The sequence below is a fragment of the Halobaculum marinum genome (assembly GCF_029338555.1).
In the GTDB taxonomy this organism is placed as follows: Archaea; Halobacteriota; Halobacteria; order Halobacteriales; family Haloferacaceae; genus Halobaculum; species Halobaculum marinum.
Genome location: NZ_CP119989.1, coordinates 2,490,309 through 2,506,190, shown reverse-complemented (window position 1 = coordinate 2,506,190; position 15,882 = coordinate 2,490,309). Strand labels below are relative to the sequence as shown.

The following is a 15,882-nucleotide window of genomic DNA, read 5'->3' as shown; positions in this document are numbered from 1 at the left end:
CGTCGTGAATCGCCTCCTCGTGACCGAAGCTATATCCTGCGGCGTGCGCTTCCCCCGTTCGTATGCCTGACTCCGACGACGCGGACGCCGATGGGATCATCGGACGGTCGGTGGACGAGGCGGCAGCGGTCGTCACACAGCGCCGCGCCGTCGACGCCGACACCGCCCGCGCGACGCTCTCGACGGTCGCAGAGGACGGCGTCGTCACCGCCGACGGCGTCCAGGGGGCGTTGGCCCACCTCGCCAAGGTCGTGTCGACGCCGGCCACGCGCGCGGAGTTCGCCGGCCTCGACGTCGACGACGCGCGCGAGGCCGCCGACGGCCTGCGGGACGTCCCGACGGTCGCCGACCGCCTGGACGACTTCGACGCCCGCCTGTCGCGCATCGAAGCGGCGGTGTCGGACCTCGATGCGGACCTTCAGGCGCTCGTCTCGCGTGCAGACGACCTCGACGGCGCGGCGGTGTACGACCTCGCGCGCGAGGCGGACCAACTCGGCGCGGAGGCCAACGAACTCCAGGCCGCCGCCGACGAACTCGGGATGGACGCCGATGCGTTCGAGCGGTGGGTGTCGTCCGCGCGTGCGCGTCACGACGAACTCGACGGCGACGTTCGTGAACTCACCGCCGCGGTCGAGCGGGTGGAGTCGGACGCGAGCGCACTCGGCGACGCCGACGCTGACGCCGACACGTGGTTCGACTGTCGGCTCCGCCGCCGCGTGCTGGCGCTGCAGGTGGCCGACCTGCGGGCGGAGCTCGCAGACGTCGTGACGCTCGACGAGCGGGCCGACATCGACCCCGAGGACGTGGAGCCGTCGCGCTCGACGCTCGCCTCGGACCTCGAGGACCTCGACGACCGCCTCGACGCCGTCGCGGCGACGCTCACCTACGCCGAGCGGGACGCCTGGCGCGACCGCTTCGACGACCGACTGGCCGCGTTCGACCGCGCGGTCGACGAGGAAGCCCCACCCGTCGCGTGGGGCGCGGTCCTGTCGGCGATGGAAGACGCGCGCGCTGGCGAGTAGCCAGCCAGACGCGAGGTAGACAGATCACTTGTCAGCGAAGGCGCTGGTTTCAGCAGACCGCTTCGACCGGTCGGTGTGTGGAGATCGCCGGGTAGCAGGCCGATGCGAACGCATCACGAACACACAGTGAATCGAACTGGTAACTTATATCCGTTCTTCGACACGTTCAAACCATCCTACCGAGGACTCGTAGCCGGGGAGCCACATGGGGATGTCAGAGGCACACGATGGCCGTCGCTCCCACTGCAGTCGGGGTCCGCGCAGTCGGGCCCCGAGCGGAACCCGCTGACCCGCGGCCCGTTCTTCCGTCTGTCTACAGTGAGTAGTCGTTCCCGCCGTCCTCGCTCGCGAGGAACGCGGTGAGCAGGTCGATGGTGGCGCGGATGTCGTCGCCGTGGGCCGTCTCGGTGACGGTGTGGAGGTAGCGCGTCGGGATCGAGAGGGCGCCGACCGGCTTGGCGCCGTTGGCCTTCTGGAACGCGGCGGTGTCGGTGCCGCCGGCGGGGAGCACCTCCAGTTGGTAGTCGATGTCCTCGGCCTCCGCCACGTCGCGCAGGCGGCGCGTCACCTTCGGGTTCGTGATCACCGAGCCGTCCTTCAGCTTCACCGCGGCGCCGTCGCCGAGACGGGTCACCTGCTTGTCCTCCTCGACGCCGTCGATGTCGGAGGCGATGGTCACGTCCAGCGCGATGGCCAGGTCCGGGTCGACGTCGACGCCGAGCGCCTGCGCGCCGCGGAGACCGACCTCCTCCTGGACGGTCGCGCAGAAGTGAACCGTCGCCTCCGGGTCTTCCAGTTCGCGAGCGGACTCCAGCATCGCGAACAGGCAGACGCGGTCGTCGAGCGCCTTCCCGGTCACCGTGTCGCCCATCTCGACGGTCGTCTGCTCCATCGTGACGAGGTCGCCGACGGAGACGAGGTCCGCCACCTCCTCGCCCTCGCGACCGAGGTCGATGACGACGTCCTCGACGGCGTCCTCCTTCTCGCGGTCCTCCTTCGAGAGCGTGTGCGGCGGCACCGACCCGATGACGCCCGTGAGGTCGCCCTGTTGGGTGTGGACGCGCACGCGTTGAGCGCGCAGGACGCGGGCGTCCCAGCCGCCGAGAGCGTCCACCTTGAGGAAGCCGTCGTCGGTGACGTGTTTCACCATGAAGCCGATCTCGTCCATGTGGGCGGCGACGGCCACCTCGTAGTCGCCGCTCCCCTCGATCGTCCCGATCACGTTGCCCATCGAGTCGGTTCGCACCTCGTCGACGGCCTCGTCGAAGACGGCGCGGACGTGGTCGCGGACACGGTCCTCGTAGCCGGGGACACCGCTCGTCTCGGTCAACTCGCGCAGCAGGTCGAAGTCGAAGTCGAACGCCATACCGGCGCTTGGGTCGCCCCCCGATTAACCGCGAGGGTTCCGGCCCGGACGGCCGCCTGTAGAAACTCTCCCGGAGTTCACCGTGGTTCCGGAACGCTTTTTGGGCCGCTCCCCCGCGTTGGGTGCGTATGTCCGACGACGTCGAAGCCGACCTCCGCGCGCAGTTCGAAGAGGCATTCTCGGGCGCCGACTTCCCCGTGTCCAGCCAGATGGACCTCGTGCCGGCGCTCCCGAAGGGGCCGGGCACGAAGTTCGAGTCCGGCGACGTCTCCTTCACGGCGATGGAGCTGGCCGCGAAACTCGGCTCCAGCCAGGACTTCCCGTACGACGACGTCGACTCCCTCGTCGACGACGTCATGCAGGGGCTGAAGGACAACGGGATGCTCTGAACGCGGCGACCACACCACACTGATCGGTCCCTCCTTCGTTTTCTACCCGTCAGCGACTGCTGTCCGTGCGGGACGACTTGCCACGGCGGAGCGATGTTCAAGTACGCTCGCCCGAGCGTCGACGCATGAAACTCCGTCCTGCCACCACTTCGGACCTCGACGCGCTCGTCGACCGGTGGTACGATCTGGCGACGGCGATGGAGACGCACGACGACCTGAACGAACTCGCCTACCCGGACCGTGACGCAGTCCCGGACGACGGCTTCCGCGCCCACCTCGACGACGACGACACCACCGACTACCTCCTCGTCCACGCGGGCGAGACGATTGGCTTCCTCACGCTCCGCGAGGGGACCCATCCCTCACGGTCCCACGACCAATACCTCCGCGTGGTGAACCTCGCCATCGACGAACCACACCGGAACCGCGGCCACGGCGCGACCGTCCTCGACCGTGTTCGAGAACTGGCCCGCGAGCGCGGCTGCGACTTCCTGAAGGTGGGCTGTGAGTGGGACAACGAGGGTGCGCGCCGGTTCTACACGGATGCGGGCTTCCGGCCGAAGCGGGTCGAGTACGTCCAGTCGGTCGGGTGACCGGGGCTGCACATCGTCAGTCGCCGCGCCGCTGTCGGCGGCGGCGGTCAGGTCGTCGGTGGCTGCCTCCTCGAAGCGGATGATCGGCACTGGACGACCGAGGGGTAGTGTGGCGACGACCGCACCCGGCGAGGGGTTCAAGAACGGTCGACGCCAATCGCGGGTGTGTTCGGTGAGTGGATCGCCGCGCTCCCCGGGTGGCTCGTCTGGGGGGTCGTGTTCGGCCTCGTCGCCTCTGTCGGAGTCGCGGCCGTCTTCCTTGCGGCCAACCGCTGGTTCCCCGACCCGCCCACGCGGCGAGGCGGGCCCGACCAGGGGTCGCTCCGCCGGGCGGCCGAGATCCGAGACTACCTCCGCCGCATCGACGAGCGGTTCGTCGAGGACGTCGACCTCGACGGCACGCGGGTCGCGTTCTATCTCCCCGAGCGGCGAGTCGCGCTCACCTTCGACGTGCACGCCTACTTCGCGCTCCGCGACGACGACGAGCGCGACGTCCACGTGATCCTCTGTGAGTACGAGATGCCCGGGTGGCACCTCGGGCGGCGCCTCCCGTTCGAGGTGCCGGAGATCGGGGTCGGGCCCGACCGGGGAGCGCGCGCCGGGGCGGCGGGGACGACCCCCGTCGTCTCCGCGTTCGACACGCTCGGGCTCCCCTCGACCGCCGACGAGGACAGCGTCGAGCGCGCCTACCGCGAGAAGGTGAAAGAGACTCACCCGGACCAGGGCGGGAGTCGCGAGGCGTTCACCGAGGTGCGCGAAGCGTACGCGACCGCCTTAGACCACGCCGAGTCGTCGTCGGACGCAGACGGCGTCCGCGGTCGCGGCCGGGCCTGAACGGCGACGTTCTACCGCGAGATGCCGCCGTCGCCCTCTTCGACCACGCGCTCGACCTCTTCGCGCGTGACGACCGCGAGGTCGCCCGAGATGGTTCGCTTGAGCGACGCGGTCGCGGCACCCCACTCCAGCGCGGCGTCGATGTCGCCGCCGATGGCTCGCTGGGCGAGGAAGCCGCCGACGAAGGCGTCGCCCGTCCCGATGGCGTCGAGGGTGTCGGCCTCGTACACCGGCTGTTCGTACACCTCACCCTCGTGGAGCGCGAGCGCGCCGTGGTCGCCGCGGGTGATCACGACCGTCTCGAAGTCGTGGTCAGTCGCGAGGCCGTGGGCCACCTCGACGACCTCGCCCTCGCGGTCGAGCACCGCCTCGGCGTCGCGTCGGGCGACGAACAGCGTGTCGACGTGCTCGAACAGGTCGCGGAGTGTGCCGCGCGCCTCCGCGTGGCTCCACAGTTTGCTCCGGTAGTTGAGGTCGAAGGTGGTAGTCGCGCCGGCGGCACTCGCACGCTCCAACAGCGTGGCCGTCGTCGCGCGGGCGTGTTCGGACAGCGCCGGCGTGATGCCGGTCGTGTGGAACGTCGTCGCCTCGTCGAGGACGCCCAGCGGGAGTTCCTCGGGTGCGACGGTGGTCACCGCCGCGTCGGCGCGGTCGTAGATGACGTTCGTGCCGCGCGGTTCGCCGCCGTGTTCGAGGTAGTACGTCCCGAGTCGGGTGTCGTCGGCGTCGGCCCACGCGACGCCGGTGCGGACGCCGTGGGAGCGCAACTCGCGGACGACGCGTCGCCCGAGCGGAGACGATGGGAGTTTCGAGAGCCACGCGGCGTCGAGACCCAGCGAGGCGCCCGCGACGGCGACGTTGCTCTCGGCGCCGCCGATGCGCACGTCGAACTGCTCGGTCGTCTCCAGTCGGGTCCCCTCCGGCGGGGAGAGACGAAGCATCGTCTCCCCGAACGTGACGAGGTCTGTCATGCGCGGGCCGACGGGGTCGGCCCACAAGAAGGGTCTGGAAGCCCGCCGACGCGAACGGTGCGGGCCGCATCGTCGGCGGCGGATTCGGATGTGGCGGCGCGGCTACTCCGCCCGTCGCCCGCCGTGGCCGGGGTAGTCGCGCTCGAACCGGTCTTCGATCTCTTCGGCCCCGAACTCCACCAGCACGGGACGCCCGTGGGGACAGGCGTAGGGGTTCTCGCAGTCGTCGAGCGCGTCGAGCAGGTCGGCGACGCTCCCCTCGGTGAGCGAGGTGTTGCCCGTCACCGACGGGTAGCACGCCAGATCCGCAAGGAGCGCGTCCGCGACCTCCGAGACGGGCCGGTCGGCGGCGGTCACCTCGTCGGCGAACGCCGCGAGCACGTCGCGCAGGAGGTCCGGGTCGAGCGTCGCGTCGAACACCGCCGGCACCGCCGTCACCGCGACCGCGTGGGTGTCGTCGGCGTCCGCCGCCGCGCGCTCGGCACGGAACCCGATCTCACCGAGCGCCTCGCGGAACGTCTCGAACAGTTCCGACTCGCGCGCGGTCAACTCCAGCGTGACGGGTGCCGCGAGCGTCTGCGTCGGCGCACCGTCGCCGACGGCCCGCTGGAGCCGTTCGTAGTTCACGCGCTCGTCGGCGGCGTGCTGGTCGACGAGCACCAGCCCCGCGTCCGTCTCGCAGACGACGTAGGTGTCGTCGTACTGGCCGAGCACCCGCATCGCCGGGAGGCGGTCGTGCTCGGTCCGTTCGTCGGTGGTGCCGCCCGCGAGGGTGGACTGCGAGGGCGCCCCCCACGAGCGACTCCCCTCGTCTCGCCGCTCACTCGCGGACGACGTGCCGCCGGTTGCGTCGGCGGCGTTGTCGGCGTCGTCGGCATCGTCGGCGTCGTCGTCCCCCTCGGCGTTGCCGGAGGCGTCCCCTGCGGTGTCCGTCTGCCACGCGCGGGGCGTGGGGGCGTCGCCCGCGGTCGCGTCGGTCCGCCCGCGTGCGGGGTGATCCGTCGGCCTGCTGGCGTCGCTCGCGCTCACGTCGACGCGCCAGGCGTCGTCGCCGCCGGCAGCGTCGGCCCCGTCGGAGTCGACGCCGACGGGGGCTGCCTCGTCCGGCGTCGTCGCGTCTTCGGTGTCTCCCTCCGCTTCGTCACCCCCCGCTCGCTCGTCGGTCGCCACCGGCACCGAACCCTCGTCCGACGGCGCGTCCTTCGGGTCGTCTGGGGTCGCGGCGTCGGATCCCCCCCACGCGTCCAACACCGACGAGGTGGTGTCCGCGCCGGGACTTTCGGCGCTGTCGCCGGAGTCGTTCTCCGCCCCCCGGCGGTCGGCGGCGGCGCGCTCGTGGTCGGTGCCGGCGCCGCCGACCACCTCCGGGTCGATGGCGGCCTCGTCGGGCGCCGAGCGTCCTCGTGGCGCCGACGAGCGCAGGAGGCCGTGGGACAGCAACGCCTCGCGGACGGCCTCCCGCACCGTCTCCATCACTGCCGCGTCCTCGTCGAACCTGACCTCGGTCTTGCGCGGGTGGACGTTCACGTCGACCGCCGTAGCGGGCACGTCCACGAACAGCACGGCGAACGGGTACCGGTCGGTCGCCAACTGGCCGCCGTAGGCGTCGACCACGGCGCCGCGGAGGTCGCCGTCGCGCACCCAGCGGTCGTTCACGTACGTCGTGAGGTACTCCCGGCCCGCGCGAGTCGTCTCCGGGTGCGAGACGAGGCCGTGGACCTCGACGGCGCCCGACTCGGACGCGAACTCGACGTCGACCATCGACTCGGCGACTTCGCGCCCGTACACGGCCAGCACCGCCGACCGGCGGTCGCCGTCGCCCGGGGAGGCGAACACCTCGCGCCCGTCGTGCTCCAGCGAGACAGCCACGTCGGGATTGGCGAGCGCGTACGCCGACACGACGCCGTTGACGCGGTCGAACTCCGTCGCGGGCGTCTTGAGGAACTTCCGCCGGGCGGGCGTGCGCCCGAAGAGGTCGCGCACTTCGACGGTCGTGCCGACCGGACAGCCCGCCGCTCGCACGTCCGTCTCGTCGCCGTGGTCGACGACCAGTTCCGACCCGGTGTCGGCGTCGGGCGTGCGCGACCGCACCGTCAACTCGGCGACCGCGCCCACCGAGTGGAGCGCCTCGCCGCGGAAGCCGAGGGTGGCGACGCCGGCGTCGAGGTCGGCCATCCCGTCGAGTTTGCTCGTCGCGTGTTTCGCGACGGCCTTCGGGATCTGCTCGGGCGGGATACCCTCGCCGTCGTCGCGGACGCGGATCCCGTCGATGCCGCCGTTCTCGACGGCGACGGCGACGCGCGAGGCGCCGGCGTCGAGGGCGTTCTCGACGAGTTCCTTCACGACGGAGGCGGGGCGCTCGACCACCTCGCCCGCGGCAATCTCGCGGACGGTCCGGTCGTCGAGCGCGCGTATCTCGCCGGTCATCGTCGGCAGGTAGCGGTGCCGGAGTATGAATCCCGTGTTCGCGCGGTCGGCTTCCTCACGCTCGCGGTGGTCGCGGGAGTCCTCGCGGCGTGACCGACGGCCGTCGGCGACGGTGTCGCGAGGCCTGAGCAGACCGCTCGGGTCGATGGTTCGACGGATCGGCTGGATCGCTGGATCGTGCGGTAACGGGTGTCACGGGGCGTCTAGTCGGTTACCGGCTGTGAGAACCGGGGAGTTTGTATTAAGTGCGGATCGGCGTTTTCGAGAGGTAGACAGATGAGTGGGAGTCGGGCGAACGAGGGAGTGGGGCCCCGCCGCGCGGCGAGCGAGTCGGCGGTCGGATCCGAGGAGACCGCGTCGACCGAGCGCGCCGTGTCGTCGAAAGCCGAGTTGGTGCTGACGCCGCCGGGCGCCGAGCGGCGGACGATGCTGAAGCGGCAGGCGGTGGGGAGCTACGTCGACCACCCGACGGTCGTCGAGTTCACCTACGACACCGACCCGCTCGCGCTCCACGAGCGGTGGCGCGCCGACGTGGGGTCACCGCCGTGTCACATGGTCGTCGACGCCTCGGGTACCGGCGAGATTCCCGGGCCTCGCGTCGCCGCCGACGGCGGGTCGTTCGCCGTCGAGGGCGCCCACCCGCAGGACCTCACCGGCCTGTGCATGAAGTGGCAGGACGCGCTCGAGGAGGCGCGCAACCACGGCACCCTCTTCGTCACGTTCGACTCGGTGACCGCACTGCTGCAGTACGTCGACCTGCGGGAGGCGTACCGCTTCCTGCACACGCTGGTCGCGGGTGTCCACCGCGTCGGCGCCCGCGCACAGTTCTACATCGACCCGAAGGCCCACGACGACCGCACCGTCTCGACGGTGCAGGGGCTGTTCGACGCCGTCCGCCACATCGGGTGAGCGGCGACGAGCGCGTCGCCGGGCCGCGCCGCGTCTGATCGACGAACGTACACTTTTCACAGCCGTCCTCGTCGCGGTGCGTATGGACGCGAAACGACGCTTCGCCGACCTCGACGTGTTCTGGGAGCGCCACGCCAACCCCAAGAGCGGGTGGTCGCGGTTCCTGGCGGTCCCACTCCTCCTGTTGGCGGCGTACACCCGGGACAGGCGGGTGCTCGCGGTCGCACTCGGGTGGACCGTCGTCAACCCCGTCGCCTTCCCGCGCGTCGAGCGCGGCCCCGAGGTCGACCCCGCGTGGATGACCCGCGTCGTCGACGCCGAGCGGGCGTGGCTCCGCGACGAGACGTCGCCGGGCGCGTGGCACCGACTGAACACGGTGTCCGGGCCGGTGACGGCGTACGCCCTTTACGCGGCGTACCGCCGGCGACCGGTTCGAGCAATCCTCGCCGGCGCGGCGTCGATGGCACTGAAGCTGGCGTTCGTGTGGGGGTTGGAGCGACGGTGGTCGGCCGATCTGTCGACCGAGAACTGAGCGTAGTTCGCTGGCCTACGGCTCTGGCAGGACGACTTCGTCTCCGTCTCGCGGTGTCACCGCTCGACCGTCGGGAGGTCTACGACCTCCCCGTCCGCGTAGACGGTCGGCTCTTTCACGATGCCGTCGAGGTGGAGCGGCGCGTCGGTGTCGCCGCCGATGCCGGCGTCGTCGCCGATGGCGATGTGGACGGTTCCGGCGGCCTTCTCGTCGAGGAGCACCGAGCCGACGAGGTCGGTGACGCCGACGTTCGTCCCGATGCCCAACTCGGCGAGGTTGTACGCGTCGCGACCGACCTCCTCGGCGGCGGCCTCGACCTGCGCGCGCACTTCGTCGTCGGAGATGTCGGTGACGAAGCCGTCGGTCACCTCGAAGCGGAGTTCGCGCCCATCCAACAGGCCGTACGGCATCATCGTCCCGTCGACGACGTACGTGCCGTTGGCGTCTTCGGGGCTGACGAACACCTCGCCGGCGGGGAGGTTCGAGAACGACCCCGCCTTGCTCACGTCGCCGGTGTCCGCGAGGAACTCGCGGTCGCCCGGTTCGAACGTGATGTCGGTGCCCGCCTCGGTCGTGACGCGAATCTCGTCGGCGTCGCCGACCTGCGCGAGCACGTCGTCACAGTGGCTGGCGATGGCGTCGTAGTCGGCGTCGAGGCCGGTGACGAACACCTCGCGGGTGATGCCCGGCAGGGTCGCGCCGCGCGCGCCGGCGTCGCAGGCGGCGCCGCGAGCGCGGGTGTGGCTCAGGCTCTTGGTCGTCGGCGCGAGGAAGGCGTCGGCCTCGCGCATCGCGGCGGCGACGGGGGCGGGCGGTTCCTCGCCGTGCTGGGCCGCGGGCGGGTAGCGGACGACCGACGCGTCGTCGGTCACCTCGCTGGCGACCGCGTACAGCGCCTCGCCGATCGCCTCGCGTTTGTCGTCGGTGACGACCGCGAGCGACTCGTCGCCGCCCAACTCGAGACACTGGTGGATCGCCGTTTCCGCGGCCGCACGGAGGTCGTCGTCCATACCGTCGCTGTGCCCTCAGCCGGTTTGGACCTGTCGGGAGCAGTCGGCCCCTCGGCGAGTCGGCCAGTCGGCTCCTCAGCCGGTCAGTCCTCAGCCGGTGGATCAGCCGCCCCGTCGGCCAGTGAATCAGTTTCCCAGTCGGTCCACGGGTCGACGTTCCCCGTCCACGCCTCTCGTCGCCGCCGAACCGGCAGTGTCCGAGATCCCGCATCGACCGAATTCGGAGGTATTACTCGGTCTGTAGTTGTTTTCCGATTAACGGTGTCGTAACGATTAACCCCCGTGCCGAAGGAGGATTCGACAATGATACAGGTGGGCGTCAACGGCTACGGCACCATCGGCAAGCGCGTCGCCGACGCGGTGGCCGCACAGCCCGATATGAAACTGATCGGCGTCGCGAAGACACGCCCGAACTTCGAGGCCGAAGCGGCAGTCAGGAAGGGGTACCCGCTGTACGCCGCGATCCCGGAGCGGGCCGACCAGTTCCGCGACGCCGGCATCGACCTCGCGGGGGAGGCCGAAGATATGGTGATGACCGCCGACGTCATCGTCGACACGACGCCCTCCGGCATCGGGGCGGACAACTGCGAACTGTACGAGCGCTACGACACGCCCGCCATCCTCCAGGGCGGCGAGGGCGCCGACGTGGCGGACGTGAGCTTCAACGCCCGCGCAAACTACGACCTGGCGCGCGCCGACGACGTCGACATCGCGCGCGTCGTCTCCTGCAACACGACCGGGCTCTCCCGACTGCTCGCGCCGCTCATCGAGGAGTACGGCGTCGAGAAGGCGCGCGTCACGCTCGTCCGTCGCGGCGGCGACCCCGGGCAGACCTCTCGCGGCCCGATCAACGACATCCTGCCGGACCCGGTGACGGTCCCCTCCCACCACGGCCCGGACGTGAACACGATCATCCCGGACGTGGACATCGACACGCTCGGTGTGAAGGTGCCCGCGACGCTGATGCACCTCCACTCGGTGAACGTCACGCTCGACGACGAACCGACCGCCGCCGAGGTGCGCGAGTTGCTCGGCGCGGAGTCGCGACTGTTCCTCGTCCCCGAGGAGACGGGCATCGACGGCACGGGGAAGCTGAAGGAGTTCGCCATGGACACCGGGCGCCCGCGCGGCGACCTCTGGGAGAACTGCATCTGGGAGGACTCCATCTCGATGGAGGGCTCGGATCTGTACCTGTTCCAGTCGATCCACCAGGAGTCGGACGTAATCCCGGAGAACATCGACGCGATCCGTGCCCTGCTCGACTGGGAGGACCAGGAGACGAGTATGGCGACGACCGACGAGACGCTCGGCGTCGGACTGGAGTCGCTGTTCGACGGGCAGCGCCAGCGCGTGGTGCCGAAGAGCAACAGCGACGACTGAGGCGAGGCCGCTGGAGCGACCGACGGGAGCGACAACGACCTCGGACGGGCGGCGGCGAGGTCCGTGGGCCGAGCCGCCCAGTCCAACGCGACTGCCGGGAGCGACAACGGCCTCGGTTGTTCTGCAGTCGACCGTCAGCCCAACTCGTGAGCGGTGACCTCGCCCGACGCAATGTCGACCACCAGCGCCGCGGGGGCCTCCTCCCGACCGGGGATCGGAACGCCGCCGGGATTGAGGTGGGTCGTCCCGCCGCGCTCCTCGTGGACGCGCTCGTGGGTGTGGCCGCGGCAGACGTAGTCGTAGTCGCCGCTCGCGAGCAGGGCGTCGACGATGGGTTCGCTGGTGCCGTGGTAGACGGCGAAGTCGGTCCCGTCGAGGGTCAGCGCCGCGAACTCGCCGTGGTAGGTGCCGAACTCGCGGACCGTGTCCGCGAGCGCCCACTCACCGTCGTTGTTGCCGCGGACGGCGTGGAAGTCCCACTCGCCGTCGAACGGCGTCGCGGAGAAGGGGGCGACCACGTCGCCGCAGTGGAGCACCGCGTCGACGCCGGCCTCGGTGAACACGTCGACCGCCCTGTCGACGTACTGTGCGTTGTCGTGGGTGTCGGAGACGACGCCGACCAACATGGGTCGACCCTCGTCGCCGACTCGCTTGAATCCCGGCCCCCGAGCGGGCCGGTTACGCGGCGTCCTCGGCTGCGCTCTGGACCAACAGCTCCACGGCCGGCAGCGGCTCGCCGGTGAGCGCGCGGATGTACGCGCCGCCGGCGATGGAGACGTGCGAGAAGTCGTCCTCCGACATTCCGTACATCGTGATGGCGCGGGAGGTGTCGCCGCCGCCGACGACCGAGAAACAGTCGGTGTCGGCGATGGCCTCCAAAACGCCGACGGTGCCGACGCTGAAGCGCTCGTCCTCGAACACGCCGAGGGCGCCCTTCACGAACACGGCCTCGGAGTCGCGGATCACCGGCTCGTAGTCGGCGACCGTGTCGGAGCCGACGTCGAGGAACGACTGCGTCTTCTCCACGATGTCCTCGACGGCGACCTCGCCGCGCTCGCCGTCGGCGTCCTCGTACGCCAGGTCCGACGCGAGCGTCACCTGGTCGCGTCGCTCTTCCAGCACCGAGCGGATGGTCTCCTCGTTCGCGCTCCACTGCTCGTCGAACAGTTCGGTGTCCACGTCCTCGCCGACGGGGTAGCCCGCCGCGCGGAGGAACAACTCGCCGGCGACGCCGCCGAGCAGGAACTGGTCGACCTTCTCGTCGAGCGCCTCCATCACGCCGATGACGTCGGTGGCTTTCGTCCCGCCGACGACCATCGTCACGTCGCCGTCGAACTCGCGCTCGGCAATGGCGGTGTTCGCCTCGTACTCCGTCTCCATCACGCGCCCCGCGTAACTCGGGAGCTTCAGCGGGAAGCCGACGAGCGACGCGTGCTTGCGGTGGGCCGCCGAGTACGCGTCGTTGACGTACGCGTCGAACTCCGGCGCGAGCGTCTGGACGAAGTCGCTGGCGGCGTGCTCCTCGGGCGCTTTCTCGGGCAACTCGTCGTCGGTCATCCGGGTGTTCTCCAGCAGGAGCACGTCGCCCGCGTCGAGGTCGCGGACCGCCGCGAGCGCGTCGTCGCCGAACGTGTCGGCGACGAAGTCGACGTCGACGCCGGCGTGCTCGGCGAGGATGTCGGCGTGCTGCTCCAGCGAGACGAACGTGTCTCGCCCGGGGCGGCCTTGGTGGGCCATGAGCGCGACGCGGTGGCCCGACTCGGCCAACTCTGCGACGGTTTCGGCGTGTCTGGAGAAGCGGCGGTTGTCCTGCACGACGCCGTCCTCGACCGGGGAGTTGAGGTCGAGGCGGACGAGGACGCGCTGCTCGGCGGGCAGGTCGTCGAGGGTGCGGAAGCTGCTCATCACGTCGTGGCTCGGGCGTCCGCTACTTAGGTGGTGATGACCGACGGCGACGCCCCGGAACGGTCACGGCGTCCCGCCGGACCCGAGGACGGCGAAGCGACCCAACTCGCCGTCAACTTCGAGGATCAGGTCCGGGAGGCGGGTGCCCCAGACCGGGGTGTCGAGCGGCGCCATGCGGTACTCGTCGACGAGGTCGCCGTCGAGCGTCCCGGTGACGGTGTAGCGACCGACGGTGAGCGTCGGCCCGTCGCGCTCGTAGCGGGTGTCTGCCGGCATCGAGATGGTGTCGCGGTACGCCTCGGCGCCGTCGGCGGCGACGACGGACAGTGCCACCTCGTGGTCGACGTCGTCGTAGTTGTTCACGTACACGGTCGGCGTGTCCCGAAACAGGCCAGTTCGCCACAGACACCCGGAGATGCCGGCGAGACCGGCCGATGCGGCACCGGCGGCGAACGCACGTCTGGAGGGCATCGTCGGGACGTCTCCGACCGCCGACAAGAACCTTCGTCTCCGGTTCCCTGCTCGGCCGCGTCCTCGGCCTCAGTCGTCGCTCGCTTCCGCTTCCGCATCCGTGCGCGAGGCGCGTCGCGCCGCACGCTCGATGAACTCCTCGGGGAGTTCGTCGATTTCGCCCGCCTGCACGCCCCAGAGGTGGGCGTACAGTCCGTCGTCGCCGAGCAGTTCGTCGTGGGTGCCGCGCTCGGCGATCCGGCCGTCCTCAAGCACGACGATCTGGTCGGCGTCTTTGATCGTCGAGAGGCGGTGGGCGATGGCGAAGGTGGTGCGGTCTTCGGTGAGGCGGTCGATGGAGCGCTGGATGAGCATCTCCGTCTCCGTGTCCACGTCGGAGGTCGCCTCGTCGAGCACGAGGATGTCGGGGTCCTTCAGGATCGCTCGGGCGATAGAGAGCCGCTGGCGCTGGCCGCCAGAGAGCTTTACGCCGCGCTCACCGATCTCGGTGTCGTAACCCTCGGGGAGGTTCTGGATGAAGTCGTGCGCCTCCGCCGCCTTCGCGGCCTCGACGATCTCGTCTTCGTCGGCGTCGAACGTACCGTAGGCGATGTTGTCGCGGACCGTCCCGTAGAACATGAACGTGTCCTGACTGACGTAGCCGAGCGACTGCCGGAGGCTCGGGATCGTCACGTCGCGGATGTCCTGCCCGTCGATCTCGATGCTCCCCTCGTCGACGTCGTACATCCGGAGCAGGAGCTTCAGGACGGTCGACTTCCCGGCACCGGTCGGGCCGACGAGCGCGAGTGTCTCGCCGCCGTCGACGTCGAAGGAGATGTCGTCGACGATGACCTCCTCCTCGTCGTAGCCGAACGACACGTCGTCGTACACGACCTCGCCGTCGGAGACGACCAGGTCCTCGGCGGCGGGGTCCTCGACGATGCGCGAGGGGGTGTCCATCAGGCCGAACAGCCGGGCGCTGGACGCGCGGGCGCGCTGGTACATGTTGATGATGGAGCCGAACTGCGCCATCGGCCAGATGAACCGCTGGGTGTAGAGGATGAACGTCGCGAACGTCCCGGGGCGCAGTTCGGCGCCGCCGGTGAGCCACAGGGGGGCCAGCCCCAGCACCCAGAAGCCGCCGACCGCGAAGGTGATGACGAAGCCGACTCCGGCGATGACCCGCAACGCGGGGAAGAACTTGATCCGCGTGGTGATGGCGTCCCAATTGGCGTCGTAGTAGTCGTAGGAGACGTCGTCGACGCGCTCGGACTCGAACCCCTCGGTGTTGAACGTCTTGATCACCTTGATGCCGCCGAGGTTGTTCTCGAGCCGGGAGTTGAGGTGGCCGACCGTCGAGCGGACGTCGGCGTACTTCGGCTGGATGACGTCGATGAACTTCCACGTCGTCACCGCGATGATCGGCACGGGGACGAGCGAGATGAGCGCGAGGCGGGGGTTCATCCAGAACATGATCCCCGCGATGCCGATCACCATCACCGACAGGCGGAACGCGGAGTTCATCCCGTCGTTGAGGAACCGTTCGAGGCGGTTCACGTCGTTCGACAGCACGGACATCATCTCGCCGGTCTGCTTCTCGGCGAAGAAGTCCATGTTCAGCCGCTGCATCTTGTCGTACGTGTCCGTCCGGATGTCGTGCTGGATGTTCTGCGCGAAGGAGTTCCAGCCGTAGTTCCGGATCCAGTGGAAGATCGACCCGCCGAAGAACGCGAACGCGATGATCCCGACGCTGAACAGCAGTTGGTCCTGCTGTCCAGCGGGGATCAGACTGTCCGGGACCAGCGGGAGATCGAACTGCGAGTTCTGGAGGAAGATCGCGTCGATCGCCAGCCCGAGCAACAGCGGTGGGAGGAGATCGAGGATCCGCGCGGCGAGACTCCCGAAGAAGCCGAGGCCGAAGTAGCGGGTGTTCTTCGCCCCATACTCGGCGAACAACCGTTTCATCGGGTTGTCCGTCTTCTCGCGGATGTCCTCGAAGGGGTCGTCCTCGTCCGAGGGGTGACTCATTAGTTCTCCTGAATGATAGCAGCACCCTAAACGGTTCGCTTCGAATCGAAACACCCGCTATCGACA

General features: G+C 69.9%; 15 protein-coding genes. 7 read left to right on the top strand and 8 right to left on the bottom strand.

The genetic code is table 11. The features are described 5' to 3' along the window. Positions 1-62: 62 nt before the first annotated feature. Positions 63-1,022 (top strand): hypothetical protein, encoded by a 960-nt coding sequence (locus P0R32_RS13025; RefSeq protein ID WP_276237455.1) that lies wholly within the window; start codon positions 63-65, stop codon positions 1,020-1,022. 313 nt (positions 1,023-1,335) lie between these two features. On the opposite strand, the gene P0R32_RS13020 is transcribed toward P0R32_RS13025, so the two are convergent. Beyond that, positions 1,336-2,388: a M42 family metallopeptidase gene (locus P0R32_RS13020; protein WP_276237454.1), complete on the bottom strand. Its 1,053-nt coding sequence runs from the start codon at positions 2,386-2,388 to the stop codon at positions 1,336-1,338. Positions 2,389-2,516: 128 nt separating this feature from the next. On the opposite strand from P0R32_RS13020, the gene P0R32_RS13015 reads away from it, so the two are divergent. The 3 genes from P0R32_RS13015 (at position 2,517) to P0R32_RS13005 (ending at position 4,204) form a co-directional block, all read left to right on the top strand. Next, positions 2,517-2,777 (top strand): MTH865 family protein, encoded by a 261-nt coding sequence (locus P0R32_RS13015; RefSeq protein WP_276237452.1) that lies wholly within the window; start codon positions 2,517-2,519, stop codon positions 2,775-2,777. Between the two features lie 125 nt (positions 2,778-2,902). Beyond that, positions 2,903-3,370, top strand: a complete 468-nt coding sequence (locus P0R32_RS13010; protein ID WP_276237451.1) for a GNAT family N-acetyltransferase — start codon at positions 2,903-2,905, stop codon at positions 3,368-3,370. Positions 3,371-3,535: 165 nt separating this feature from the next. Further along, positions 3,536-4,204 (top strand): J domain-containing protein, encoded by a 669-nt coding sequence (locus P0R32_RS13005; RefSeq protein WP_276237450.1) that lies wholly within the window; start codon positions 3,536-3,538, stop codon positions 4,202-4,204. Between the two features lie 11 nt (positions 4,205-4,215). Here P0R32_RS13005 and kdgK1 read toward each other — a convergent pair whose 3' ends face one another. Both kdgK1 and mutL read right to left on the bottom strand, forming a co-directional pair. Further along, positions 4,216-5,175, bottom strand: a complete 960-nt coding sequence (gene kdgK1 / locus P0R32_RS13000) for a bifunctional 2-dehydro-3-deoxygluconokinase/2-dehydro-3-deoxygalactonokinase (RefSeq protein ID WP_276237449.1) — start codon at positions 5,173-5,175, stop codon at positions 4,216-4,218. A gap of 102 nt (positions 5,176-5,277) precedes the next feature. Continuing rightward, positions 5,278-7,602: a DNA mismatch repair endonuclease MutL gene (mutL, locus tag P0R32_RS12995; protein WP_276237448.1), complete on the bottom strand. Its 2,325-nt coding sequence runs from the start codon at positions 7,600-7,602 to the stop codon at positions 5,278-5,280. 276 nt (positions 7,603-7,878) lie between these two features. Between mutL and P0R32_RS12990 the strand changes: the two genes are divergently transcribed. Together P0R32_RS12990 and P0R32_RS12985 are read left to right on the top strand one after the other, a co-directional pair. Next, positions 7,879-8,511, top strand: a complete 633-nt coding sequence (locus tag P0R32_RS12990) for a DUF7504 family protein (RefSeq protein ID WP_276237447.1) — start codon at positions 7,879-7,881, stop codon at positions 8,509-8,511. A gap of 82 nt (positions 8,512-8,593) precedes the next feature. Continuing rightward, positions 8,594-9,043: a DUF6653 family protein gene (locus tag P0R32_RS12985; RefSeq protein WP_276237446.1), complete on the top strand. Its 450-nt coding sequence runs from the start codon at positions 8,594-8,596 to the stop codon at positions 9,041-9,043. 56 nt (positions 9,044-9,099) lie between these two features. On the opposite strand, the gene P0R32_RS12980 is transcribed toward P0R32_RS12985, so the two are convergent. Beyond that, entirely contained in the window at positions 9,100-10,053 is a 954-nt protein-coding gene (locus P0R32_RS12980; protein ID WP_276237445.1) for an aminopeptidase, read from the bottom strand. A 303-nt stretch (positions 10,054-10,356) separates the two neighbouring features. Between P0R32_RS12980 and P0R32_RS12975 the strand changes: the two genes are divergently transcribed. Continuing rightward, the gene (locus P0R32_RS12975; RefSeq protein ID WP_276237444.1) at positions 10,357-11,433 is read left to right on the top strand and encodes a type II glyceraldehyde-3-phosphate dehydrogenase; all 1,077 of its coding nucleotides are present in this window, start codon (positions 10,357-10,359) and stop codon (positions 11,431-11,433) included. Positions 11,434-11,567: 134 nt separating this feature from the next. Here P0R32_RS12975 and P0R32_RS12970 read toward each other — a convergent pair whose 3' ends face one another. The 4 genes from P0R32_RS12970 to P0R32_RS12955 all read right to left on the bottom strand — a co-directional run bounded on the left by P0R32_RS12970 (position 11,568) and on the right by P0R32_RS12955 (position 15,816). Further along, positions 11,568-12,059: a metallophosphoesterase gene (locus P0R32_RS12970; protein WP_276237443.1), complete on the bottom strand. Its 492-nt coding sequence runs from the start codon at positions 12,057-12,059 to the stop codon at positions 11,568-11,570. A gap of 52 nt (positions 12,060-12,111) precedes the next feature. After that, on the bottom strand, positions 12,112-13,338 hold the full coding sequence (locus P0R32_RS12965) for a phosphoglycerate kinase (RefSeq protein ID WP_276237442.1): 1,227 nt from the start codon (positions 13,336-13,338) through the stop codon (positions 12,112-12,114). 63 nt (positions 13,339-13,401) lie between these two features. After that, a complete protein-coding gene (locus tag P0R32_RS12960) occupies positions 13,402-13,809 on the bottom strand; it encodes a hypothetical protein (RefSeq protein ID WP_276237441.1) in 408 nt (135 codons plus the stop codon). A 69-nt stretch (positions 13,810-13,878) separates the two neighbouring features. Next, positions 13,879-15,816: an ABC transporter ATP-binding protein gene (locus tag P0R32_RS12955; protein WP_276237440.1), complete on the bottom strand. Its 1,938-nt coding sequence runs from the start codon at positions 15,814-15,816 to the stop codon at positions 13,879-13,881. Between the last annotated feature and the right edge of the window lie 66 nt (positions 15,817-15,882).